Genomic DNA, 22,812 nt, shown 5'->3' on the forward strand with positions numbered 1-22,812 from the left:
GTTCCGCGTCGGGATCCCTCGAAAGGGGCGGGAATAGGTCCCCGCGCGGGTGAAAGTGGCGCGGGTCACAGTTCCCGATGTGGCCCGGATCGCATTCGGCATACTTTTCCGGCCGGTGGCGGCGTGCTCTCGCAGCGTGAATACACGCAGGCCGGGAAGGGTCTGCCGGTCCATGGCCGGCCGGTTATACCCGGTGCCTGTACGGACCACCATCGGCAGAATTGTGATGCCGCTCACGCGGAGCGCGTAAGCCGGACATAAAGGCATTTAAGGCTCGCGCGAAATGCGGCTTTTGCGCCGCGAGGCCGCGTGATCACTCGATCGCCTTCGGTGATGATTCGACAATGTGTCACAGATCCACCGCGCTCTGTGTATGACCGGAGGTCAAAAGGGGCAAAAGGTTCCCAGGTTTGGACTCCGGTAAACGCGAATCCGGTCCGGAGGGCCACCGTTCGGGGCTCGGTAGGCATTTCTAATACCTATCCTGACCTGCGTAAATGCCCGAGCGGGTTGATAAGGGCCGGATAACCTGTTTATGGTCCTGGCGATGTGCAAATCGCACCTCCTGGGTTCCCGCCGGCACGGCATGGCGGAACTCGCGGTCTGGGAGGGCCGCGGGGTTGCGGCATCGGACATCACGTCTTGGACGTGACCGTTCGGTTCCGGGCGGGGGTGATCCGCAAGGATCGCGCCGGTCCATCCGCCCCAGGGGAATTCCGAGAGGAATGTATGTCTCTCCGCAACGCTTTCGGTCGCACCAACACGCACCGCGGCATGGGTCGTACCCAGCGCCGCCTGCGCACCGCGACCATTGTCGGCGTCGTCGCCGCCACCCCGCTCGTCGGGCTCGCGACCGCGACCTCGGCCGGCGCTGCCACGACTTCGACGTGGGACAAGGTCGCCCAGTGCGAGAGCGGCGGCAACTGGTCCATCAACACCGGCAACGGCTTCTACGGCGGTCTGCAGTTCACGCAGAGCACGTGGCGCGCCAACGGCGGTACCGGCAGCCCGCAGAACGCCTCGAAGGCCGAGCAGATCCGGGTCGCCGAGAACGTGCTCAAGTCCCAGGGCCCGGGCGCCTGGCCGGTGTGCTCGGTCAAGGCCGGCCTGACCCGCGGTGGCGGCAGCCCGTCCACGGACTCCGGCAGCACCGCCCCGAAGAAGGCGACTCCGAAGAAGGAGTCGACCCCCAAGAGCAGCACCCCCAAGAAGGTCGCCGTCGCGCCCAAGAGCGAGACGCCGAAGAAGGCCGCTCCGGTGAGCAAGCCGGCCGCGGCTCCGGTCGTCGAGACCACCTCGACCACCTCGACCACCTCGACCACCTCGACCACGGGCAACTACGTCGTCAAGGCCGGTGACACGCTCAGCGGCATCGCCGCGGCGAACAACGTCAGCGGTGGCTGGCAGGCGCTGTACGCGAAGAACCAGGGTGTGGTCGGTACCAACCCCGACCTGATCATCCCGGGCCAGCAGCTGGTCCTGCGCTAGAACTCCCCGGGGCCGGTCCGGTCCCGAGTGTTCGGCGCGCGCCGTGTGGTGCCCGCGACGCGGTGCACGGCGTCGGGTTGGTGATGTGTACGACAAGCAGTGCGCGGGGCGGGTCCCGCGCGTTCGGTCGGGGGCGGCCGTATCTCCTGTGTGAACACCGGGAGATGCGGTCGCCTTCGGCCGTTTCATCCGTTTTGGTCGGCGTGGTGCGGCTGCGAACACCGCGATGACGGCGGTACCACGACGCGCCGTGGAGGGGACGGGGCGTCGCGAGGGGTCCCACGGGCCGCTCGACCGGCCCGGGTGGCACCGTCAGGTGCGGCCCGGGCCGCGCTGCGTCGCGGCCGCCTCCGCGGCGCACAGCGACTCCAGGCGGCGGGCGATCGAGGCCGCGCGCTCGATCAGCAACCGGGCACGTTCGTGCTCGACCTCGCTCCACTCGCCGGGGTCCGCGCGAGATCCGCCCGAATGATGACCGTTGTTGCCCATAACCGCTTGGTTCCCACCGGATGGGGGCGATCATTCACGATGTGACGGCCCATCACTCGTGATGCCGATCACGTCGGTCCCCCGGTCGCCGGCCACATCTCTGCGGCGGGTGGTCGATTCGGGCCACACTGACGACCATGACGACTCTGATCGCCGGGGCCAATGTCCCGGTTCCCGCGGGCCCGCTGACCCTGGTGATCCGCCGCGCGGCGGACGCACCGATCGCGGACGCCTCGGCGCTGCTGCTCGGATCGCAGGGCAAGGTGCGCTCGGACGAGGACTTCGTGTTCTACAACCAGCCGGCCGCGGCCGACGGCGCGGTGCGCCACATCGGCCCGACGGCCGGCGGCGAGGCGGTCGTGGTGGACCCCGCCGGGTTGCCCGCCGACGTGGATCGGGTGGTGCTGGCCGCGTCGGTGCACGAGGGCACGTTCGCCCGGGTGGGCGGCCTCGCGCTGGCGGTCCTGGACGCCTCGGGCGCGGCCGTCGCGACGTTCCCGGTCGAGGCCGCGGGCAGCGAGACGGTGATGGTGCTCGGCGAGTTGTATCGGCGCCAGGGCGGCTGGAAGTTGCGGGCGATCGGACAGGGTTACGACACCGGGCTGGCCGGACTCGCGAGCGATTACGGCGTGGACGTCGGCGAGGAGGACGAGGCACCCGCCGAGGCCGACGCCGGGGCCGGGGTCGACGCCGCCCGGCCGGCCGGGACGCTGCCGGTGGCGCCGGTGGGCGCGACGCCCGGGTGGGCGCCGCCGCCGTACAGCGACGAGCCGACCATGCGGCTGCCCGCGCCCTCGGAGGACCCGCAACTGGCCGGGCTGCCGCCGGAGGTGGGCGCGCGGATCTCGCTGCGCAAGGAGGCGGTGCGGATCACGCTGGAGAAGAAGGGCCTGCGCGAGGTGCGCGCCCGGGTGGCGATCGTGCTGGACCGCTCCGGCTCGATGCGGGAGTTGTACGGAAACGGCGCGGTGGGGCGCCTGGTCGAGCGGATGGCGCCGATCGCGGCCCGGCTCGACGACGACGGCGAGTTGGACGCGTGGATCTTCGCCGACGAGTTCGCGCCGCTGGACCCGGTCCGGATCCCCGAACTGCCGCGCTGGATCGCGGACAACGTGTACATCGACGGACGCAACAACCGCCCGCAGTCGCCGCCGCTGCCGAACGGCGGGCAACGCGTGCCCGACCACCTGGCCGGCGTGTTCGGCGGAAACAACGAACCGGCGGTGATCGAGGACATCATCGCGCGCTACCGGCGCGAGCCGGGCGCACCGGTGCTGGTGCTGTTCTACTCGGACGGCGGGGTCAACCGCAGCAAGCAGATCCAGCGGCTGCTGACCGATGCGGCCGGACTGCCGATCTTCTGGCAATTCGTCGGTCTGGGCCGGTCGAACTACGGGATCCTGGAGCGCATCGACACGATGCCCGGCCGACTCGTGGACAACGCCGGGTTCTTCCAGGTCGACGACATCGACCGGATCTCCGACGTCGAGCTGTACGAGCGGATCCTGGCCGAGTTCCCGCAGTGGTTGACCGCCGCGCGGGCGGCGGGCATCGTGCGCTGACCCGGCGCCCGCGCGGTCGGGGTCGGCGGTCCGGCCGAGGGGCGGCCGAGGTGGCGACGGCGGTCGATCCGGCCCGCTCCCGGCCGTCCGATACGCCTACCCGACGTCGCCGTCCGCCGGGGGCCGACCCCGGCCGCCGCGGAAGGCGGCGCGGTAGTCCCTGGGGGCGACGCCGACATGGCGGGTGAAGTGTTGGCGCAGGGTCAGCGGCGAGCCGAAGCCGCATCGACGGGCGATGGCGGCGATCGAGAGGTCGCCGATCTCCAGGAGGCGCTGCGCGGCCAGGACGCGTTGGGCGGCCAACCAGCGGAGCGGTGAGGTGCCGGTACTGCGGACGAAGTGGCGGGCGAAGCTGCGCTCGGACATGCCGGCGAAGGCGGCCAGTTCGGCGACGGTCCAGGGGTGGCGCAGGTCGTCGAGGACGTGGCCGCGCAGCCGGCCGAGGGCGTCGTCCTGGTCCGTGGGCGAGGCCGGCACCGGGTTGCTGATGAACTGGGCCTGTCCGCCGGAGCGGAACGGCGCGGTCACCATCGTGCGGGCGATCTCGGTGGCGGCCGCGGCGCCGTGGTCGAGCCGGACCAGATGCAGACACAGGTCGATGCCGGCCGCCGAGCCGGCCGAGGTCCAGATCGAACCGTCGCCGACGAACAGGACGTTGGCGTCCACGGTGACCTGCGGGTGGCGGGCGGCCAGGTCCTCGGTGTCCAGCCAGTGGGCCGTCGCCCGGCGGCCGTCCAGCAGACCCGCGGCGGCGAGCACGAAGGCACCCGAGCACAACGACGCGATCGTGGCGCCCCGCCGGTGGGCGGACCGCAGGGTTTCGAGCACGTCGTCGGGAAAGACGTCCCGGCGCGGCTCGGTCCGGTGTTCGTTGCCCGGGACGATCACGAGATCGCACCCGTCGAGGCCGTCCAGGTCGTGGTCGGGGAAACAGACGACGCCGGCTCCCAGTTCCACACCGACGCGCCGGGGTCCGCACACGCGGACCTCGAACGCGGGTACACCCCGGTCCGTGCGATCGACTCCCCAGATCTCGAAGGCCACCGCGTATTCGAACACCCGTACCGGGTCGAACAGGAGGATCCCCACACGACGCATGGCGGCAACCTATCCCCGGACCGCGTCCGTGCCGGTCGCGACCCGGTCCGCGATCCGCCGGATTCCGGACCGGGCCGTGCGCGGCACGAGGCCCGGGAGCGGGTCGTCCTCGTTCCCGACCGTCCCTGCCGGCGGAGCCCGTACCCGCCGCTGCCCGCGCCCATCGGCCCCGTGACCGATGGGATCGAGCGACCGGATCGGCGTACCTCGCGCACATTCCGGGACGAGCCTCGGGGGTCGGGATGTGCGCGGGGGCTTCCGGTGCGTCTTCGATCCTGCTCGCCGACATCGGGTCGCCGTGAGTGGCGGAAACGCCAACCATGAATGGATTCCTGCCAAGGCATCGCGCCGACATTCCCGCGCGATGCCGTGCCGAGGATGTGCATAAGTTATCCACAGGCTGTGGAAACCTCTGGGGGTCGCTGAGGATTCCTGTGGACAATGCGGGTCCCATGGTGGGCCGAGCCGGCCTCACCACCTTGGTGACACGCCGTCAGGCCCCCTTGCGGGCGGGCACCTCGTCCGGGTCGAGGCGGCGCATGTCGGCGAAGCCGTCACCCGTGGAATAGCTGTCCTCGCACAGCACGAGCGCGTCCGCGTCGAAGCCCCACACGATCGCCATCCGCGTCTCGTACAGGTAGAACGCGTCCACGTCCGGTACCGACCGACCCATCCCGGCCAGGACCCGACCCGGATAGGCGATCCGCAGCAACCCCTCGGTCACCACTGTGTCCTGATCCACCGTCAGCCGATCGATGTGGTGTGCGAGTCGGCCGCAGTCGTTCTCGACCACGGCACGATAGAACTCGCGGACCTCGGCGTGACTCTTGGGGGCCCGATCCACCGGGGACGCCCCCCACTGGTGGTAGACCGCATGCGGCGACACGGTGGCCATCAGCGCGTCCAGATCGCCCTCGTGTTCGGCGCGCATGTGCGCGACCAGCGTGGTCAGGATCGCGTGCCGGCGCGGATCGGTCTCCGCGGCCAGGCGCTTCTCGGCGAGTTCCCACGTGCGTCGCGCGTCGATGAGCCCGGTCATGTGTGCACCCTCCGCCGGTCGTTGCATCGCTCGACACCTTGCACCGAAGTAGTTGACTGTGCAATACAAATCTCCACACGTGTCGCACCGGCGCACCCCCGCGTGGCATGCCGGCGGGTTCGCCCGGCGCGGCGCACCGTGTTCCGGACGACGAGGTGGCAACGGATGAGCGACGCAGGCGCAGTACGGGACGCGAACGCGATGTTCGACCTGAGCGGTCGGGTGGCGATCGTGACCGGTGGCAGCCGGGGAATCGGCCGGGCGATCGCGCACGCCTACGCGGCGGCGGGCGCCTCGGTGGTGATCGCGAGTCGCAAGGCGGACGCGTGCGAGGCGGTGGCGAAGGAGATCACCGAGGCCGGCGGCCGGGCACTCGCGGTGCCCACCCACTGCGGCGACCTCGACCGACTGGCCGCCCTGGTCGACGCGACCGTCGCCCACTTCGGCGGTATCGACATCGTGGTCAACAATGCGGCGAACGAACTCGCCCAACCCGTGGGCGAGATCACCGCACAGGCGTGGGACAAGTCGTTCGCGGTGAACCTGCGCGGGCCGGTGTTCCTGGTGCAGTACGCGCTGCCGCACCTGATCGCCTCCGGGCGGGCGTCGGTGCTGAACGTGGTCAGCGCGGCGGTGTTCACCCGGGCCGAGGGCAAGGGCCTGTACGCCGCGGGCAAGGCCGGACTGGTCGCCTTCACCCGCACGATGGCGGGCGAACTCGCCGAGCACGGCATCCGGGTCAACGCGATGGCCCCGGGTGCGGTGGAGACCGACATGGTCCGCAAGACCGGCCCCGAGGCGATGGCCCGGATGAAGGGTGCCGCGCCGCTGAAGCGGATCGCCGCGCCGGAGGAGATGACCGGCCTGGCGCTACTGCTCGCGTCCGACGCGGGCAGCTTCATGACCGGACAGATCGTCAGCATCGACGGCGGGCTGACCGTGCACTGAGCCGAGCGCCCGAACCGGACAGGACCTATGCCGGTTCCGGCGGGGTGGCGCCGATCACCGGGACCAGCGCGTCCGGGAGCGGGTAGACCCGTTCGACCGGGATCGCCTCGGCCGCGGCGGCCGGGTCGCCGGCGCGGACCAGGTCGTGCACCCGATGCGCGAGCGCGGTCACGTCGGTGATCCGCCGCGTCCACTCGTCGGCGTAGGCACGCGTCGCCCATCCGGCCAGTCCGAGCTGCAACGAGCGGTGCGCCAACGGCCGCAGGTTCAGGTCGCGTTCGGGGTCCCATTGGATCCGCACCGTGGTCGCGTGCAGCCGCCGGCCCCAGGCGTCGCGATCCGGATACGTGGGGTGCTCGTAGTGGCTCAGACATGCCCCGGCGAGCGCCGCCTCGAAGCCCTCGCGGCTGATCTCCAGGGCCAGCACTCGCTCCTGTCGCGGCTTGGTGGCCCAGCCGCAGCGGTACATCATCCAGGTGAAGCTCGGCTTGACCCAGGTCATCCGCTCCCGGCTCCAGGTGGCCGGAAATCGCCGGTCGCGGACGGCCGCGTCGGCGATCTGCGGCTTGTACGCCTGGTACACCGTGACGGTGTCGTCGGTGTACGCGGCGCGGATTTGGCGGTTCGGGATGTCCATGCCCCGCAGTGTGTCGGCGCCGGCCGGCCCGGACCACCCGTTTTCGGCGATCCGTACGAGGCGTCGGAGAAGGGGTCAAAGGGTGTGACCCCGGTTTCCAAAAAATGCTTGATATTGACAAGCGATCCCGAGTCGGAGAGATTCGATGTTGCCGGGCGACACGCGTTCCCGGTCCATATCGATGTGCAGCGCGGGGCAGACCCGACCGCGACCCTTCCGTGCCCGGCGGGCGTCGACCCGCGTCGCGACCCACGCGATCCACGCACGTGAAGGAGCAGCGACGTGCATCTCGCCCCGACCCCAGCGCAGGACGCTCTACGGGCAGAGCTGCGGGACTATTTCACCCGCCTGATCACCCCCGACGTCCGGGCGGAACTCGACCGCGAGGGCGAGGCCGGCGGCCCCACCACCCGACGGGTACGCCGGCAACTGGGCTCCGACGGCTGGCTCGGCATCGGCTGGCCGACCGAATACGGCGGCCAGGGCAAGGGCCCGGAGATGCAGTTCATCTTCTTCGACGAGGCATACCGCGCCGGCGCGCCCGTCTCCATGGTCACCCTGAACACCGTCGGCCCGACCCTGATGAAGTTCGGCACCGAGGCGCAGAAGAGCTACTACCTGCCGAAGATCCTCACGGGCGAGATCATCTTCGCGATCGGCTACAGCGAGCCCTCGGCCGGCACCGACCTGGCGTCGCTGCGCACCCGCGCGGTGCGCGAGGGCGACGAGTGGGTGATCAACGGGCAGAAGATCTTCACCTCGACCGCCCAGGGCGCCGACTGGATCTGGCTCGCCTGCCGCACCGACGTGGACGCGCCCAAGCACAAGGGCATCACGATGATCCTGGTGCCGACCAGCGACCCGGGCTTCTCCTGGACCCCGATCGTCACCGTCGGCGGGATGACCACGACGGCCACGTACTACGACAACATCCGGGTGCCCTACGACAACCTGGTGTTCGAGGAGAACTCGGGCTGGAAGCTGCTCACCAACCAGCTCAACCACGAGCGGGTCGCGCTCGCGGCGCTGGGCATGCAGGCCGAGGACTTCTTCGCCGAGGTCCTGGAATGGGCCCGGGAGACCGAGATCGAGCCGGGCGTCAAGGTGGTCGACCAGCCGTGGGTCCAGCTGAAGTTCGCCGAGACCTACGCGCGCCTGTCCGCCGTGCGGATGTTCAGCTGGCGGCTCGTGCACGACGTCGGCAACAACACGCTCAACGCGGGTGACGCGTCCGGCGTGAAGTTCTTCGGCACCGAGGGTGCCATCGAGGTGTATCGCAACCTGATGGAGATCGTCGGCCCGGACGCGACGCTGCGACCGAAGTCGCCCGGCGCGTTCAGCGACGGCCTCCTGGAGGCGATGAACCGCCGCGCGCAGATCAACACCTTCGGCGGCGGCGTCAGCGAGGTCCAGCGGGAGATCGTCGCCATGGTTCGCCTTGGCATGACCCGAGTGAAGCGGTGAAGGACGACATGACCGACCCCATCAGCCAGGACAAGGCCGCCTTCCTCGCGGTCGTCAAGAAGTACGAGGGCAGGCACGACGTCTCCGGCGTGCTCGCGCTCGACCCGGTCAACGGGCCGATGATCCGGCACTGGGCCGAGGCCATGGGCGACACCAACCCGGTGTACACCGACCCGGAGGCCGCGGCCCGGACCCACTTCGGCGAGGTGGTCGCGCCCGCGGCCATGCTCCAGGTGTGGATCATGCGTGGCATGCAGGGCGGCGCCCCGGCGAACTCGGCGACCGGCGAGTTGTACAAGCACTTCACCGACAACGGCTTCGGCTCGGTGGTCGCCACCAACTGCGAGCAGGAGTACATGCGCCCGCTGCGGCTGGGCGAGCTGGTGCAGTACGACCAGCTGATCGAGACCGTGTCCGAGGAGAAGACCACCGGCCTGGGCACCGGCCACTTCATCACCACGCTGACCAACATCTACGTCACGGGCGAGAGCGGCCGCGAGCTGGTCGGCACGCACCGCTTCCGGATCCTGCGCTACACCCCGCACAAGAAGAAGGCCGCGGCCGCGCCGCCCGCCGAGCGGCCGCTGCGCCCGCGCAAGGTGGTCAACAAGGACAATCAGGCTTTCTGGGACGGTGTGGCCGCCGGGAAGCTGCTGTTCCAGAAGTGTCTGGACTGCGCCACCCCGCGCTTCCCGTTCGCTCCGGGCTGCAACAAGTGCGCGTCGCTCGAATGGGAGACCGTCGAGTCCGCCGGCAAGGGCGTCGTGTACTCGCACGTCACCATGCACTACCCGAAGTTCCCGGCGTTCGACATGCCGTACGCGGTCGGCCTGATCGAGCTGGAGGAGGGGGTGCGGATGCTCGGCAACGTGCTGGGCGTCCCGCACGACGAGGTCCGCATCGGGATGCCGGTCGAGCTGGAATTCGTCACCCACGACGCCGAGCTGACCGTGCCCGCGTTCCGAGCGGTTGGGGAGAACTGATGGACTTCAACCTCACCGAGGACCAGCGGGAGCTGTCCTCGCTGGCCGAGCGGATCTTCGCCGACCAGTCCACCGACGAGCGGCTGAAGAAGCTCGCCCAGTCCGACGCGGAACTGGACGCGGAGCTGTGGGGCAAGGTCGCCGAAGCCGGTCTGGTCGGCGCGTTGATCGAGGAGCGGCACGGTGGTGGCGACCTGGGCCTGGTGGGCCTGGCGCTGCTGCTGGAGCAGCAGGGTCGGTTCACCGCGCAGATCCCGCTGCTCGACACGGTCGTGTACGGGCTGCTGCCGCTGCTGCGCTTTGGTTCGGGCGAGTTGATCGAGGCCGAACTGCCCGCGCTCCTGGACGGTTCGCGGATCGTGGCCGGTGCGCTCGCCGAGGTCGGCGCGGGGCTGCCCGCCGTCCCGAAGGTGACCGCCCGGCGAGACGGTGCCGGCTATCGCCTGGACGGCGACAAGCGCGCGGTGGCCTGGCTCACCGTCGCGCACCGCGTCCTGGTCACCGCCTCGCTCGACGGCGCGCTCGCGGTGTTCACCGTGGACGCCGGCGCCGCCGGAGTGGCGATCGAGGCCGCGCCGACCACCGCGCCGTGGGCCTCGGGCAATCTGCGGCTGACCGACGCACCGGCCCGGCTGGTCGGTGACAGCGGGGCCGGCCCCGAGGTCGCCGCCTGGATCGTCGACCGCGCGCGCGTCGCACTGGCCGCGCAACAGGTGGGCGTGTGCGCGCGCGGCCTGGCTCGCACGGTCGAACACGTGAACGCCCGCGAGCAGTTCGGCAAGCCGCTGTCCACCAAGCAGGGTGTGATGTTGCGCGCCGCCGAGGCGTACATGGACACCGAGGCCATCCGGGTCACCACGCTGGAGGCCGCGTGGCGCATGGACCAGGGCGAGCAGGCCACCGAACAGGCTCTGGTCGCCCGCTGGTTCGCCTCCGAGGCGGGCAAGCGTGTGGTGCACGCGTGCCAGCACCTGCACGGCGGCACCGGCTCCGACATCGACCACCCGATCCACCGCCACTTCCTGTGGGGCCGTCAGATCGACGTGACCCTGGGCAGCGGCATCCAACAGCTTGCCGCGCTCGGCAGGCTGCTCGCCCACGCGCCCGCCCAGGGAGGCAACCGATGACCACCGAGGACCTCGTGAGCCGGACCCACGCGGAGGTGTCCGTCGGCGACGAACTGCCGCCGCTGGCCATCCCGCTGACCCGCACGCTGATCGTGGCGACCGCGCTGGCGACCCGCGACTTCCAGGACGTGCACCACGATCCGCAGCTCGCCGCGGACAAGGGCTCGCCGGACATCTTCATGAACATCCTGACCAGCAATGGCCTGGTCGGCCGCTACATCACCGACTGGGCGGGCCCCGAGACCGAGCTGCGCAAGGTCGCAATCCGGCTCGGCGCCCCGAACTACCCCGGCGACACCATGACCCTGACCGGCACGGTGACCGCCAAGACCACCGCCGAGGACGGCACCCCGCTCGTGGAGATCGCCGTCGTCGGAGCCAACAAGCTCGGCAACCACGTCACCGGCACGGTCACGGTGAAGCTGCCGGAAGGAGCCGAAGCGTGAGCCTCAAGCACGCCGACAACCTGCGCGGCAAGGCCGCCATCGCCGGGATCGGCGCGACCGAGTTCTCCAAGGAGTCCGGTCGCAGCGAACTGCGGCTGGCCGTCGAGGCGGTGGGCGCGGCCCTGGACGACGCCGGGATCGCGCCGTCCGAGGTGGACGGCCTGGTCAGCTTCACGATGGACACCAACCCCGAGATCGCGGTCGCCGCCGCGGCCGGGATCGGCGACCTGACCTTCTTCAGCCGGATCCACTACGGCGGCGGCGCGGCCTGCGCCACCGTCGCGCAGGCCGCGATGGCCGTCGCCAGTGGGGTGGCCGACGTGGTGGTCTGCTACCGCGCGTTCAACGAGCGCTCCGGCCGCCGGTTCGGCTCCGGCGTGCTCCAGCGCGATCCCACCGTCGAGGGCGTGGGCCTGGGCTGGAACATGCCGCACGGGCTGCTCACGCCGGCCTCGTGGGTGGCCATGTTCGCGCAGCGCTACCTGCACGTGTACGGCGCGACCACCGAGGCGTTCGGCCACGTCGCGGTCGCCGACCGCAAGCACGCGGCGAACAACCCGAAGGCGTATTTCCACGGCAAGCCGATCACGCTGGAGGACCACCAAAACTCGCGCTGGATCGTCGAGCCGATGCGGCTGCTCGACTGCTGCCAGGAGACCGACGGCGCACAGGCGATCGTGGTGGTGAGCGCCGAACGGGCCAAGGACCTCAAGCAGAAGCCCGCGATCATCAACGCGGCGGCACAGGGCGCGGGTCGCCTCCAGGACCAGATGACCAGCTTCTACCGGGACGAGATGACCGGTCTGGCCGAGATGGGTGTGGTCGCCAAGCAGCTGTGGCAGACCTCGGGACTGACTCCCGACGACATCCAGACCGCAGTGCTCTACGACCACTTCACCCCGTTCGTGCTGATGCAGCTGGAGGAGTTCGGCTTCTGCGGGCGCGGCGAGGCGCCGGCGTTCGTCGCGAACGGCGGCCTGGAACTGGGCGGCAAGCTGCCCACGAACACGCACGGCGGCCAACTGGGCGAGGCGTACCTGCACGGGATGAACGGCATCGCCGAGGGCGTGCGGCAGATCCGCGGCAGCTCGGTCAACCAGGTCGAGAACGTGCACAACGTGCTGGTGACGGCCGGCACCGGGGTGCCGACGTCGGGGCTGGTGCTGGGCGTCGAGTAGGCGGGACCGGTGTCGATGGGGTGAGGCGCGCGCCGACGGGGGATGTGGACACCTCCGCCCCGGTGCGCTCGTTGGGCCGCTCGGGTGACGCGTCGGCGCGTCGCCCGAGCGGTCCGCAGGCCGGGTCGGACGTGGTGCGCAGCGTGGTGGGAGGCCTTCCCACCACGTCAGGAGATCTCGTGCGTCCGCTGACCACTCGTCGGATCGCCTCGACCGTGTTGCTCACCGCCGTGCTCGGCCTGCTGCCGGCCGGGCTCGCCGAAGGTGCCGGGGCACGTCCGGAGCGATCCAGGAGCGTGAAGGCGCCGGGCTTCGACACGTGCGAGACACCCACCGTGGAGACCATGCAGGCCTGGCGGGACTCGCCGTACAAGGTGGTCGGGATCTACGTCGCGGGCGACAACCGTGCCTGCAAGAGCACCCGGCTGACCTTCGACTGGGTCAAGGCCGTACACCGCCAGGGGTGGGACTTCCTGCCCATCCAGGTGGGCCTGCAGGCGCCCTGCACGCAATCCGGCAAGCCCGGCCGGATCGACCCGGCGCGGGCGGCGGAGCAGGGCATCGCCGAGGCGAACGACGCGGTGGACCGCAGCGCCACGCTCGGCTTCCGGCCGGGCAGCGCGGTCTGGTACGACATGGAGGCGTACGACAACACCGACGCCGGTTGCCGCGCCGCCGTGCTGGACTTCGTGTCCGCGTGGTCCGACCGGGTCCGCGAACGCGGCTACGTGGCGGGTTATTACAGCAGCCTCAGCTCCGGCATCGCCGACCTGATCGAGGCGGTCGACAAGCGTTCGATCCCGGACGCGGTCTGGTACGCCCGCTGGGACGGTCACGCGGCCACCACCGGCGACGGCGCGCTGCCCGACGGGTACTGGCGCGGCCGACGGGTGCACCAGTACGCCGGCAACGTCTCGGAGACCCACGGCGGACAGCGGATCGTCATCGACCGCAACGCGGTCGACGGGCCGGTCGGGGTGCTCTGACCGCGGCCGGTGCCACGCGCCGGCCCGTGCGACCCGCCGGTCGGACCGGAGGCGGCCCGACCGGCGACGTCCGGCCCGACTCAGCCCCGGTCGAGCTCGCTGACCTCCAGTTCGCCCTCCGCGTACCGGCGCCGGATCACCTTCTTGTCGAACTTGCCCACGCTGGTCTTGGGCACGGCGGTGATCAGGCTCCACCGCTCGGGCACCTGCCAGCGGGCCACCCGACCCGCGAGGTAGTCGCGCAGTTGCTCGACCGTGGTCGTGGCCCCTTCGCGCAGCACGATCGTGGCCAGCGGGCGCTCGCCCCACTTGTCGTCGGGTACGCCCACCACGGCCGCCTCGACCACGTCCTCGTGACCCATCAGGGTGTTCTCCAACTCGACCGACGAGATCCACTCGCCGCCCGACTTGATCACGTCCTTGGCCCGGTCGGTCAGCCGCAGGAAGCCGTCGGCGGTGATCGTGCCGACGTCGCCGGTACACAACCAGCCGTCCTGGAACCGGCCGCCGCCACTGGCGTCCACCGAGCCCTCGTCGCCGATGTACGCGCCCGCGATCCACGGCCCGCGCACCAGCAGTTCGCCGACCGACTCGCCGTCGAGCGGGACGTCGGCACCGTCCGGGCCGACCAGCCGGGCCTGCACCGAGGCGGGCAGGCGCCCCTGCGAGATCCGGTACGCGAACGCCTCGTCGTCGGTCAGCCCGGCCGGCGGGCGGGCCACCGAACCCAGCGGCGAGGTCTCGGTCATCCCCCACGCGTGCACGATCCGCACCCCGTGCCGCTCCTCGAACGCCTGCATCAGGCCGGGCGGGCAGGCCGATCCGCCCACCACGACCTCCTCGAGCGAGGACACGTCGGTCTTGTGCACGTCGAGGTAGTCCAGCAGCCCGGTCCAGATGGTCGGCACCGCGGCGCCGAACGTCGGCTTCTCCGCGGCGATCATCGCGGCCAGCGGCTCCGACTGGAGGAAGCGATCGGGCATCAGGATCGAGGCACCGCACATCATCGCCGCGTACGGCAGACCCCACGCGTTCACGTGGAACATCGGCACCACCGCCAGCACCATGTCCGCGGTGCCCAGGCCGAAGGCCTCCGCCGCGCACACCTGCATGCTGTGCAGATAGGTCGACCGGTGGCTGTACACGACGCCCTTGGGGTTGCCCGTGGTGCCGGAGGTGTAACACATCGCGGCGCCCTGGCGCTCGTCGATGTCCTCGGCCCAGTCGAACTCGGTCGGCCGGCCGGCGAGCAGGTCGTCGTAGCGGTGCACGTGCTTGCCCGAATCGGCGAGCGGAGCCAGATCGGTGTCGGCGCCGGTGACCACGACGTGCTCGACGGTCTTCAGGTGGGTCAGCAGCGGGGCGGCGAGCGCGGCCAGCGAGCCGTCCAGGATCAGCACCCGGTCGTCCGCGTGGTTCGCGATGTAGATCAACTGCTCCGGGGGCAGCCGCAGGTTGAGCGTGTGCAGCACCGCACCCATCGACGGGATCGCCAGGTAGCACTCCAGGTGCTCCTGGTTGTTCCACAAGAACGTGGCGACCCGCTCGTCGCCGGTGATCCCGAGTTCGCGCAGACCGTGGGCGAGTTGGGCCGACCGGCGACCGACCTCCGCGTAGGTGGCCCGCCGGGACGCGCCACCGGTCCAGGTCACCACCTCCGAAGCACCGTGCACCGTGGTTCCGTGTCGCATGATGCGAGCGATCGTCAAGGGCACGTCCTGCATCGTGCTCAGCACTGTGTGGCCTCCCTGCATTCGCCGGACGGGGACCGGTCGAGGTGAGGGGATTCTTTCTCGCCGATCGGGTCGTTGTCAGCCCCCACGGCCTCGGCTTTCGCGCCGGCGTCGAGCGCCGACCCGCGCGCCCGGCACGACCCGCCGTGCGCCCGTACGGGTGAACCAGGCGTGCCGATCGGCTGATCGGGACGGCCGAGCGGAAGAATGCGACGGTGTCCCGGTTGCTCCGGATGGCACATCGTTTTCGGCACAAGGCCTCAAGCGTCCGGTAGTTCCCGCTTTTCCGCTCTTCCGGAGGGGGACCGGCGAGCCCTCGACTTCCCCTTGGAAGGCGCTCCATGTACCCGTTGGAGGTGCGATCCGAACCGCACCGGCCGTACGACGTCGTGTTGCCGGACGCACTCGGCCATCCCGTGCTCGGCTTCCGGGACGGCTACTGGTTCCGGCTCGATCGGGACGGACCGCCGCGTCCGTTGTGCGCGCGCACCGCGATCATCGGACATCCGGAGTCCGCCGGGCCTATCGTGCAGGTCATGTGTTGGTGGATGCGCGAACACCACGACCACCCTCAGGCGATGGATCTCGCCACCGAACTGGCGCTGACCGTCGGCGAGATGAGCCGTCGGCTGCACGCCCAGGGGCCGGCGGCATGGTGAGGCGTTGTGGTTCGGTGCGGATACGGCGGGTGCCGTGCGGGCCTCGGGTGCCCGCGGTCCGGGTGCGTACGTGTGTGATTCCCCGCTGCCGGAGCGGGCCGCGGCGTCGGTGTGGGTGACCGGGGCGCGGGCGGCCCGCGTCGCCCACGGGTGGTCCGCTCGTCCGAGTGACCCGCCCGGCTGGCGCGCGGGTCACTCGGACACCGCCTAGGAGGGCGAGGCGATCTTGCCGAGCAGGTCGACGATGCGCTGCTGTACGTCCTCGCGGGTCGAACGCTCGGCCAGGAACAGCACGGTCTCCCCGGTCTGCAACCGATGCAGGTCGTGTTCGACCAGGTCGAGCGTGGTGTAGACGACGATCGGCGTCGAGTGCAGGCGGGCGTTGTTGCGCAGCCAGTCGACCACGCCCATCCGACGCCGACGCACCAGCATCAGGTCGAGCACCACGAGATTGGGCTCGACGCTGGACGCCTTGGACACCGCCTCGCTCTCCGAGGCCGCGTGCACCACGTCCATGCCACGCCGCTCCAGGGACGCGGTGAACGCCGTCGCGATGTCCGGGTTGCCCTCCACCAGGAGCACGCGCGAGGCGTGCCCGGCGCTGTCCGCCGGCGCGAGCGAACGCAGCAGCACGGCCGGGTCGGCGCCGAACGCCGCGTCCCGGGTGGCCTGCATCAATCCGGCGGTGACCAGCACCGGGATCTGCGCGGCGGTCGCGGCGGTGCGCAACGACTGGAGCGCGGTACGGGTGATCGGGCCGGTCAGCGGATCCACGAACAGCGCGGCCGGCTGCACCGGGACGCTCGCGTCCACCTCCTCGCGCGAACGCACCAGCAGCGGACTCCAGCCACGCGCGGTCAGCGCGCCCGCCGTCGCGGTGTCCGGCTCGGGCCAGACCAACAACCGGCGCGGCTGCCCGTCCGGCGCGGGCGTGACCATGGTCGGCAGGTCGGCCCCGGACATCGTCTCGGCGTCACCGGGCGGCCCGCCCGGGAAACCGGGCCGCCGGCCCTGGACCGGAATCGGCTGATCCGGCGCGGCCGGGATCGGCGGCAACAACTCGGTGGGCATGTCGGCGGCGGCGGGTCGGCCGGGCCGATCCTGCACGCTGGTGCTGCGCGCCGAAGCGTCCGACGCGCGACCCTGCGCCGGGATCGGCGCCGGCGGAGTGGACAACCGGCGGCGCGCCTGCGCGCCCTGCGGGGTGTGCGCGCCGTTCAGCCGGCCACCGGCCGCGGGTGCCTGGGCGGGCGGGCCGGCGGCGGGTCGTTGCGGCAGCGCGGTCGGTTCGGCCCGCTCGACCTCGGAGCCGCCGTGGTGGGCGACCCCGCGGTGCGAACCGGAGGGCCCGGACGCGGACTCGCCGGCGTCGTGCGCGTCGCGCGAGGGCCGACCGCGACGCGAGCGCGGCGGGTAGACCGCCTCGAACGCGCCGCTGTTGTTGCGCGCGGCCTCCTCGGCCTCGTCGTATCCGTCGGCGTCCGGTCGCTCGTGCTGCCCCTCGGCGGAACCCGGGTTCGCGGGCACCAGCGGCACCGGTGCGACCGTGCCGGCGGGCAACGCGAACGGACCCTGCGGCGCGGCGGCCACCGAACCGGGCGGCGGCGGGGCGGGCACCGGCGGCGTGGAGGACCCGGCCGGCTCCAGGCGGGCCCGCGGCGGTTGTGCGCCGCGTCCGCGCACGGCGAGTTCGACTCCGCTGCCGGGCGCGGGGGACGCCTCGGCGGCGTCCTTCGTGCGCGCGGCGCCCGAACGCGCCTTCGAGTCGGTGCCGCTTCCGCTCCCGGGCTCGGCGGCCTCGGTCGCGTCGGCCGCCGTCGGGTCGGTCGCCACGGCCGGTGCGGCCTCGTCGTCGTCCGCCTTCGGGTCGGCCGCGTCGGCGTCGGTTTTGCCGTCCTCGGCCTTGGCGTCCTTGCCCGGCCCAGTGTCCTTCCCGGCCTTGCCGCTCTTCTCGGCGGCCGGGTCCGGTCGGCCCGTCTGGCGCGCCCGGCGACCCTTGGCCGCGCGGTGTTCGCCGGAACTCTCGGCCTGTTCGGCGGCCTCGGCGTCGGCGGGCAACTCGACCACGTACGTGCTGCCTCGGCCGGGCATGGTGTGCGACTCGACGGTGCCGCCGTGCGCCTCGACGACCGCGCGCGCGAGCGGGACCCGGACGGCGCTGCCTCGGCTCTCCGGGCCACGCACCTCGATCCGGGCCACGTTGCCGCGCTGGGCGGCCGCGACCACGACGGTGGATCCCTCGGGGCCGGCCGCGACGACGTCCGCGAGCAGGTGCCCCAGGGCCCGGGTCATCGCGTCCACGTCCACCCGCACCCCGACCGGGGACGCGTTGACCGCGAACTCCACGCCCGCGCCGCGCGCGAGGTAGGTCACGGTCTCCATGGCCCGATCGACGAGATCGTCCACCGTGGTCGGCACCCGCTCCGGCTCGGTCGCCGCGTCGGCGTCCGCCGGCTCGGCGGCCTCGGTGCCGGCCGCCTGGTGGGCGAGCACCTCGCCCGCGAGTTCCTCCAGGCTCTCCAACTCGCCCGCGACCTGACGCACCATCCGCCGGGCGCCGTGGCCGACCTCGCCGGCCGCGCCGTCGGCCACCTTCTTCAGCCGACCACGCACCGCCGCGAGCCGGCCCAGTATCTCGGCGTCGACCAACTCGGCGAGCTGGGCCCGCCGTTCGTTGAGCAACTTTTCCCGGCCGGTGTCGCTGAAGGTCATCACGGCGCCGACAACGGCGCCGCCGAGCAGGATCGGCGCGGTGATCATGTCCACCGTCACGTAGCCCTCGTCGCCGCGCCACAACACCTGGTCGCGCAGCCGCTGCCGGCGGCCGTTGCCCAGGGTCACCAGCGGCGGGCACTCCTGGGCGGGCAGCGGCGTGCCGTCGGCCCGGGCGTGCATGAGCAGTTCGTGCACGCTCTTGCCGCCGAGGTCGCTCGCGCGATGGCGCAGGATCCGGGCGGCGGCGGGGTTGGCCAGCACGATGTTGCCCTCGGCGTCGATGCCGATGATGCCCTCGCAGGCCGCGCGCAGGATCATCTCGGTCTGCCGCTGCTGGCGTGCCAGTTCGGCCTCGACGTCGACCTTGCCGGTCAGGTCGCGCACGACGATCATCAGCAACTCGTCGTCGTAACCGGCGGGCAGGTTCGCGCTGGTCACCTCGACCGGGAAGACGCCGCCGTCGGTACGGTGCGCGGACATCCGGGTCGGCTTGGTCCGGGTGTCGCGCGTGTCGTTGGCCCGCACGGAGCCCGGGATGCGCCGATGGTCGAACGAGGGCAGCAGGTCCAGGAGACCGCGCCCGACCACGGGAGTGCCCGGCGCCTCCAGAACCTCCAGTGCCATGGCGTTCGCATTGACGACGGTGCCGTTGCGATTCACCAGCAGGAGAGCATCCGGCAGGGCGTCGAGTATGGCTGCGAGGCGAGCAGCGCCTCGGGATGGCCTGCTGCTCACGAAGCGCGTACCTCCTCCGGTCCTCGGACTGCGCGACGGCCATCTTGCCCGTCGCCGCCGGGGCATGTCACGACCGACTATCCCATTGTTTTTGCAGTCACGTTGACGAGCCTAGTAATCTGTTCCTCGTCGGCAAACACCGATGGAGGCTTCGCCTAGTCCGGTCTATGGCGCCGCACTGCTAATGCGGTTTGGGTTCATCCCCATCCCGGGTTCAAATCCCGGAGCCTCCGCTTCCCGAACAGCCCGTCTGGTCCCACCAGGCGGGCTGTTTCGTGCCCATGACCATGATGTTTCGGTGAGCATTCGACGACCCCGGGTCACGAAGCGGGCCATGATGTCCGGTATACGGCTCTTTTCCGCAGCCGCCACCCGATGCTCCGCCCGCCCGCCGCGACCACCTCCGCCGGTGGCGCCGCCGACCCGATCCGGGCGACCGCGTGCCGCGACCGAATGCCCGCCGATTCGCCCACCGGCCGACATGTCCGAAAAGGCCATTTCAGCTCACAGCGAACGAGCCGGCCCTACCCCGCGCGCGTCGCCACTCCCGCCGACCGGGATCACCCCGACCGCCCTCCACCACCCGCTCGCCGGGCCCACCTCGATCCGACGATCAACTCCCGGAGGCCGTCCGCCGACCCGCCTGCCTGAGCCTCGCGGACCCGCTCCACGGTCACCCGTTCAGCCGCCGAACACCGGCAAAATGAAGGCGCTTGATCACTGATTGCCCGAGTTTGTGACACCCTCGAACAATGGATTTCACCCCCGGCCGGGGAGCATGTATTGTTGACCTCGGTCAAAGCGACCAAGCGCTCGTAGCTCAACGGATAGAGCATCTGACTACGGATCAGAAGGTTGCAGGTTCGAATCCTGCCGAGCGCACATGCAGGTCAGGGCCCCTTTCCGCTAGATCCGGAAAGGGGCCCTGATTCGTTTTCCGGGGCCTGCAAGCACCGAAGTACAGCAGTAGCCGGGTTCTGGCCCAGGCTGTCCCCGAGTTGCTCGAGCGCGGCCCGCGTATCCGCACTCGGGACGTGGCTGTGGATCTCCATCGTGATCGCGATCTGTGTGTGGCGCATGATCTCCATCACGACGCGTGGGTGAACCCCGAGCGCCACCAGCAGCGACCCGCACGTGTGCCGGGTGTCGTGCAGCCGGATCACCCCCACGCCCGCCTTGCGGGACCGCGCCGGGAACATCTTGGTCAGGTTGCCCGGCTCGTAGGACGTGCCGACACCCGTCGTGAACACCAGGTCCGACGCCGGCCACGGCCCATCCACCCGCTTGCCTGCCGCGCGTTGCCGGGCCCGCCGATCCTCATGGGCCCGCCGGGCCGCCTCCTGCTGCTCACGACGAAGCTTCAGCGCGGCCACGCACACGTCCGGCAGAGGCAACGAGGTGTCCGACGCCTCGGTCTTCGTCTCGCGGTGCAGCTGTTACCTACCTGCACGCTGGATCTGCCAACTCGGCGTCGGTTCGGCCGCGTCCAGGTCGACGCTGTCCCACGTCAGGCCCAGCACCTCCCCGCGGCGCAGGCCCAGCACGAGCACCAGGACCCACGCGGCGTAGAGCGGGTCGTCCTCGGCCTTGCCGAACTCCGGGAAGGTCTTCGCCTCTTCCACCGACCACGGCTCGAACTTCCGCTTCCGCGGCCTGCTCATCTTCACCAGCGCGCATGGAAGCTTCAGAACCGGGACGTCTACTCTGCCGGTGTCGACCCGCGAATGCGACCTGCGGGCCCGCTATACCTGGTGGACAACTGACATGGGGGCAGCCGTTTCGCTCGCGGACCGGGCCCGTGACTCGCTCATGGGAGGCGGCAGGTGGTGAACCCGTCCGCCGTGGTTCTCTACGGCCCTCCTGCATCCGGGAAGGACACCGTTACAGCAGCCCTCTCCCGAGCGGACGCGTCGTTCGTGCACTTCCGGCGGCTGAAAGCCGGGCCGGGCCGTTCGTCCGGGTACCGCATGACGGACCCCGGCACGTTGGCGGACCTGCGACGCGACGGGCTCATCGTGCACAGCAACCGGCGTTACGGCGCGGAGTATGCGACGGATGTACCCGAGCTTGATCGCCTCACGGCGGATGGGCAGATGCCTGTCGTCCACGTCGGACAAGTAGAGGCACTGTCTGCACTCGCGGCGTACCCGGCCCACTGGACTCGGGTGCTGCTCTGGTGTTCCGAAGACGTCACCGCCAAGCGCTCAGCCAACCGAGGTGATTCCGACGGCGCCGCTCGACTGAAGGCGTGGACAGAGACCCACGCAGACCTCAAAGCGCACCCCAACGTGCTGTGGTCCCTGATCGTGCGGACCGACCATACGTCGCCTGATGACACCGCTGAACTGATTCGGCGGGCCGTGAGCGACAGGGCGCCGGACCGGTTCACCTCCGCCCACCTGCTCCAAGGAGCCACATGACCACGATCGGAATCCTTCACCCGGGCAGCATGGGCGCCGCAGTGGCCGGGGAGCTGACCGGAAACGGGCACACGGTCCTGTGGTGCGCGGCGAGCCGCAGCGCAGCGAGCAAAGCGCGGGCGACCAAGTTCAACCTTGAGCCTGTCGAGGAGCTTGACGAGCTGCTCGATCGCAGCGCTGTTGTGATCTCACTTTGCCCACCGGGAGCGGCGGAAGCGGTGGCCCGCTCGGTAGCCGATCGGCGATACCCCAGGCTCTATGTGGAAGCGAACGCGGTGAGCCCGCAACGTATGGAACGTATGGCCGAACTCCTGGCGGAGGCAGGCGCCACCGTGGTCGATGGAGGCGTGGTCGGTTCCCCACCTTCCGGGACTCGCTCGCCTCGTCTGTACCTATCGGGCGCGGAGGAGGACGTGAAGCGGATCGCAGCCCTGTTCGCCGATACCCGGGTCCGGGCGCAACGCCTTCCCGGCGGGATCGGGCAGGCGTCCGCCTTGAAACTGTCGTTCGCGAGCTACCAAAAGGCGAGCAGGGCACTCGCCGCCGTGGCTCACGCGATGGCCAACGAATACGGGGTCGGTGCCGAACTGCTGGACATCGCCGAGCACCACTCCGGGCGCCACCTCGCAGACCTGGACTACACCGCCGATGTCGCCGCCAAGGCATGGCGCTGGGAGTCGGAGATGAGAGAGGTCGCCGCAGCTCTAACCGCGGTGGGCCTGCCGGTCGACCTGGCCCTGGGGGCTGCGGATGTCCTCTCCCGGTGGGCGCCTTCGAAAGACGCTGAACTTGACCCGATCGAAGCGCTCAACCAGCTCCGAAGCACCCCGTAGGGTTCACGCGCCGGCGCCCGCAGGTGTGCAGTTAGCCGGCGTCGAGTCCGCGGAAACCTGACGACATGCCCCCGTAGCGCCGCCCACAGTCACTGTAAGAGGCCGCCACGGCGAGTCGGCCCCGCGTACAGCACGGAAGCACAGCAACGCTGCCAGCCGTGGATGTCCGTAGGCCGGCGTGCGAGACCGGCTGTCGACGTGGTCACCACGCCTGGCGCAACGCCACCCATTCCTACGGATCAGAAGGTTGCAGGTTCGAATCCTGCCGAGCG

General features: G+C 70.8%; 20 protein-coding genes and 2 tRNA genes. 14 read left to right on the forward strand and 8 right to left on the reverse strand.

Annotated features, from left to right (window positions below; genetic code table 11):
• Positions 1-774: 774 nt before the first annotated feature.
• Entirely contained in the window at positions 775-1,488 is a 714-nt protein-coding gene (locus tag ACIBM5_RS20180; RefSeq protein ID WP_396008110.1) for a transglycosylase family protein, read from the forward strand.
• Between the two features lie 312 nt (positions 1,489-1,800).
• On the opposite strand, the gene ACIBM5_RS20185 is transcribed toward ACIBM5_RS20180, so the two are convergent.
• Positions 1,801-1,977: a hypothetical protein gene (locus ACIBM5_RS20185; protein WP_391587354.1), complete on the reverse strand. Its 177-nt coding sequence runs from the start codon at positions 1,975-1,977 to the stop codon at positions 1,801-1,803.
• A gap of 137 nt (positions 1,978-2,114) precedes the next feature.
• Between ACIBM5_RS20185 and ACIBM5_RS20190 the strand changes: the two genes are divergently transcribed.
• A complete protein-coding gene (locus tag ACIBM5_RS20190) occupies positions 2,115-3,539 on the forward strand; it encodes a VWA domain-containing protein (protein WP_396008111.1) in 1,425 nt (474 codons plus the stop codon).
• 96 nt (positions 3,540-3,635) lie between these two features.
• Here the strand turns inward: ACIBM5_RS20190 and ACIBM5_RS20195 are convergent, their stop codons facing one another.
• Both ACIBM5_RS20195 and ACIBM5_RS20200 read right to left on the reverse strand, forming a co-directional pair.
• On the reverse strand, positions 3,636-4,637 hold the full coding sequence (locus ACIBM5_RS20195; protein ID WP_396008112.1) for a GlxA family transcriptional regulator: 1,002 nt from the start codon (positions 4,635-4,637) through the stop codon (positions 3,636-3,638).
• A gap of 493 nt (positions 4,638-5,130) precedes the next feature.
• Positions 5,131-5,676: a nuclear transport factor 2 family protein gene (locus ACIBM5_RS20200; protein ID WP_396008113.1), complete on the reverse strand. Its 546-nt coding sequence runs from the start codon at positions 5,674-5,676 to the stop codon at positions 5,131-5,133.
• Between the two features lie 165 nt (positions 5,677-5,841).
• On the opposite strand from ACIBM5_RS20200, the gene ACIBM5_RS20205 reads away from it, so the two are divergent.
• Positions 5,842-6,624 (forward strand): SDR family NAD(P)-dependent oxidoreductase, encoded by a 783-nt coding sequence (locus tag ACIBM5_RS20205; RefSeq protein ID WP_391587358.1) that lies wholly within the window; start codon positions 5,842-5,844, stop codon positions 6,622-6,624.
• 25 nt (positions 6,625-6,649) lie between these two features.
• Here the strand turns inward: ACIBM5_RS20205 and ACIBM5_RS20210 are convergent, their stop codons facing one another.
• Positions 6,650-7,261 (reverse strand): DUF4291 domain-containing protein, encoded by a 612-nt coding sequence (locus tag ACIBM5_RS20210; RefSeq protein ID WP_396008114.1) that lies wholly within the window; start codon positions 7,259-7,261, stop codon positions 6,650-6,652.
• A 282-nt stretch (positions 7,262-7,543) separates the two neighbouring features.
• Here ACIBM5_RS20210 and ACIBM5_RS20215 point away from each other — a divergent pair, with 282 nt between their 5' ends.
• The 6 genes from ACIBM5_RS20215 to ACIBM5_RS20240 are packed head-to-tail and all read left to right on the forward strand — an operon-like array spanning position 7,544 to position 13,445.
• On the forward strand, positions 7,544-8,725 hold the full coding sequence (locus ACIBM5_RS20215; RefSeq protein ID WP_391587360.1) for an acyl-CoA dehydrogenase family protein: 1,182 nt from the start codon (positions 7,544-7,546) through the stop codon (positions 8,723-8,725).
• Between the two features lie 8 nt (positions 8,726-8,733).
• Complete coding sequence (locus ACIBM5_RS20220) at positions 8,734-9,708, forward strand: bifunctional MaoC family dehydratase N-terminal/OB-fold nucleic acid binding domain-containing protein (protein WP_396008115.1); 975 nt, start codon at positions 8,734-8,736, stop codon at positions 9,706-9,708.
• Positions 9,708-10,835, forward strand: coding sequence for an acyl-CoA dehydrogenase family protein (locus ACIBM5_RS20225; RefSeq protein WP_396008116.1), 1,128 nt, complete (start codon positions 9,708-9,710; stop codon positions 10,833-10,835). The genes ACIBM5_RS20220 and ACIBM5_RS20225 overlap by 1 nt, the downstream gene beginning before the upstream one ends.
• Entirely contained in the window at positions 10,832-11,281 is a 450-nt protein-coding gene (locus ACIBM5_RS20230; protein ID WP_391587363.1) for a MaoC family dehydratase, read from the forward strand. Before ACIBM5_RS20225 ends, ACIBM5_RS20230 begins: the two co-directional genes overlap by 4 nt.
• The gene (locus ACIBM5_RS20235; RefSeq protein ID WP_396008117.1) at positions 11,278-12,459 is read left to right on the forward strand and encodes a lipid-transfer protein; all 1,182 of its coding nucleotides are present in this window, start codon (positions 11,278-11,280) and stop codon (positions 12,457-12,459) included. The genes ACIBM5_RS20230 and ACIBM5_RS20235 overlap by 4 nt, the downstream gene beginning before the upstream one ends.
• A 44-nt stretch (positions 12,460-12,503) precedes the next feature.
• A complete protein-coding gene (locus tag ACIBM5_RS20240) occupies positions 12,504-13,445 on the forward strand; it encodes a glycoside hydrolase domain-containing protein (RefSeq protein ID WP_396008118.1) in 942 nt (313 codons plus the stop codon).
• An 80-nt stretch (positions 13,446-13,525) separates the two neighbouring features.
• Here the strand turns inward: ACIBM5_RS20240 and ACIBM5_RS20245 are convergent, their stop codons facing one another.
• Positions 13,526-15,181: a long-chain fatty acid--CoA ligase gene (locus tag ACIBM5_RS20245; protein WP_396008119.1), complete on the reverse strand. Its 1,656-nt coding sequence runs from the start codon at positions 15,179-15,181 to the stop codon at positions 13,526-13,528.
• 338 nt (positions 15,182-15,519) lie between these two features.
• On the opposite strand from ACIBM5_RS20245, the gene ACIBM5_RS20250 reads away from it, so the two are divergent.
• A complete protein-coding gene (locus tag ACIBM5_RS20250; protein ID WP_391587367.1) occupies positions 15,520-15,837 on the forward strand; it encodes a hypothetical protein in 318 nt (105 codons plus the stop codon).
• Positions 15,838-16,044: 207 nt separating this feature from the next.
• Here the strand turns inward: ACIBM5_RS20250 and ACIBM5_RS20255 are convergent, their stop codons facing one another.
• Entirely contained in the window at positions 16,045-19,287 is a 3,243-nt protein-coding gene (locus tag ACIBM5_RS20255) for a PAS domain-containing protein (protein WP_396008120.1), read from the reverse strand.
• 144 nt (positions 19,288-19,431) lie between these two features.
• Here ACIBM5_RS20255 and ACIBM5_RS20260 point away from each other — a divergent pair.
• Both ACIBM5_RS20260 and ACIBM5_RS20265 read left to right on the forward strand, forming a co-directional pair.
• Positions 19,432-19,520 (forward strand) — tRNA-Ser (locus ACIBM5_RS20260).
• Between the two features lie 576 nt (positions 19,521-20,096).
• A tRNA-Arg gene (locus ACIBM5_RS20265) sits at positions 20,097-20,169 on the forward strand.
• A gap of 8 nt (positions 20,170-20,177) precedes the next feature.
• Here ACIBM5_RS20265 and ACIBM5_RS20270 read toward each other — a convergent pair.
• Both ACIBM5_RS20270 and ACIBM5_RS20275 read right to left on the reverse strand, forming a co-directional pair.
• Positions 20,178-20,660, reverse strand: coding sequence for a tyrosine-type recombinase/integrase (locus tag ACIBM5_RS20270; RefSeq protein WP_396008121.1), 483 nt, complete (start codon positions 20,658-20,660; stop codon positions 20,178-20,180).
• Between the two features lie 63 nt (positions 20,661-20,723).
• Positions 20,724-20,948: a hypothetical protein gene (locus ACIBM5_RS20275; protein WP_396008122.1), complete on the reverse strand. Its 225-nt coding sequence runs from the start codon at positions 20,946-20,948 to the stop codon at positions 20,724-20,726.
• A 162-nt stretch (positions 20,949-21,110) separates the two neighbouring features.
• Here ACIBM5_RS20275 and ACIBM5_RS20280 point away from each other — a divergent pair, with 162 nt between their 5' ends.
• Positions 21,111-21,707: a guanylate kinase gene (locus tag ACIBM5_RS20280; protein ID WP_396008123.1), complete on the forward strand. Its 597-nt coding sequence runs from the start codon at positions 21,111-21,113 to the stop codon at positions 21,705-21,707.
• Complete coding sequence (locus tag ACIBM5_RS20285) at positions 21,704-22,540, forward strand: DUF1932 domain-containing protein (protein WP_396008124.1); 837 nt, start codon at positions 21,704-21,706, stop codon at positions 22,538-22,540. The genes ACIBM5_RS20280 and ACIBM5_RS20285 overlap by 4 nt, the downstream gene beginning before the upstream one ends.
• The last annotated feature ends 272 nt before the right edge of the window (positions 22,541-22,812 follow it).

It is taken from the genome of Embleya sp. NPDC050493 (assembly GCF_044458105.1).
In the GTDB taxonomy this organism is placed as follows: Bacteria; Actinomycetota; Actinomycetes; order Streptomycetales; family Streptomycetaceae; genus Embleya.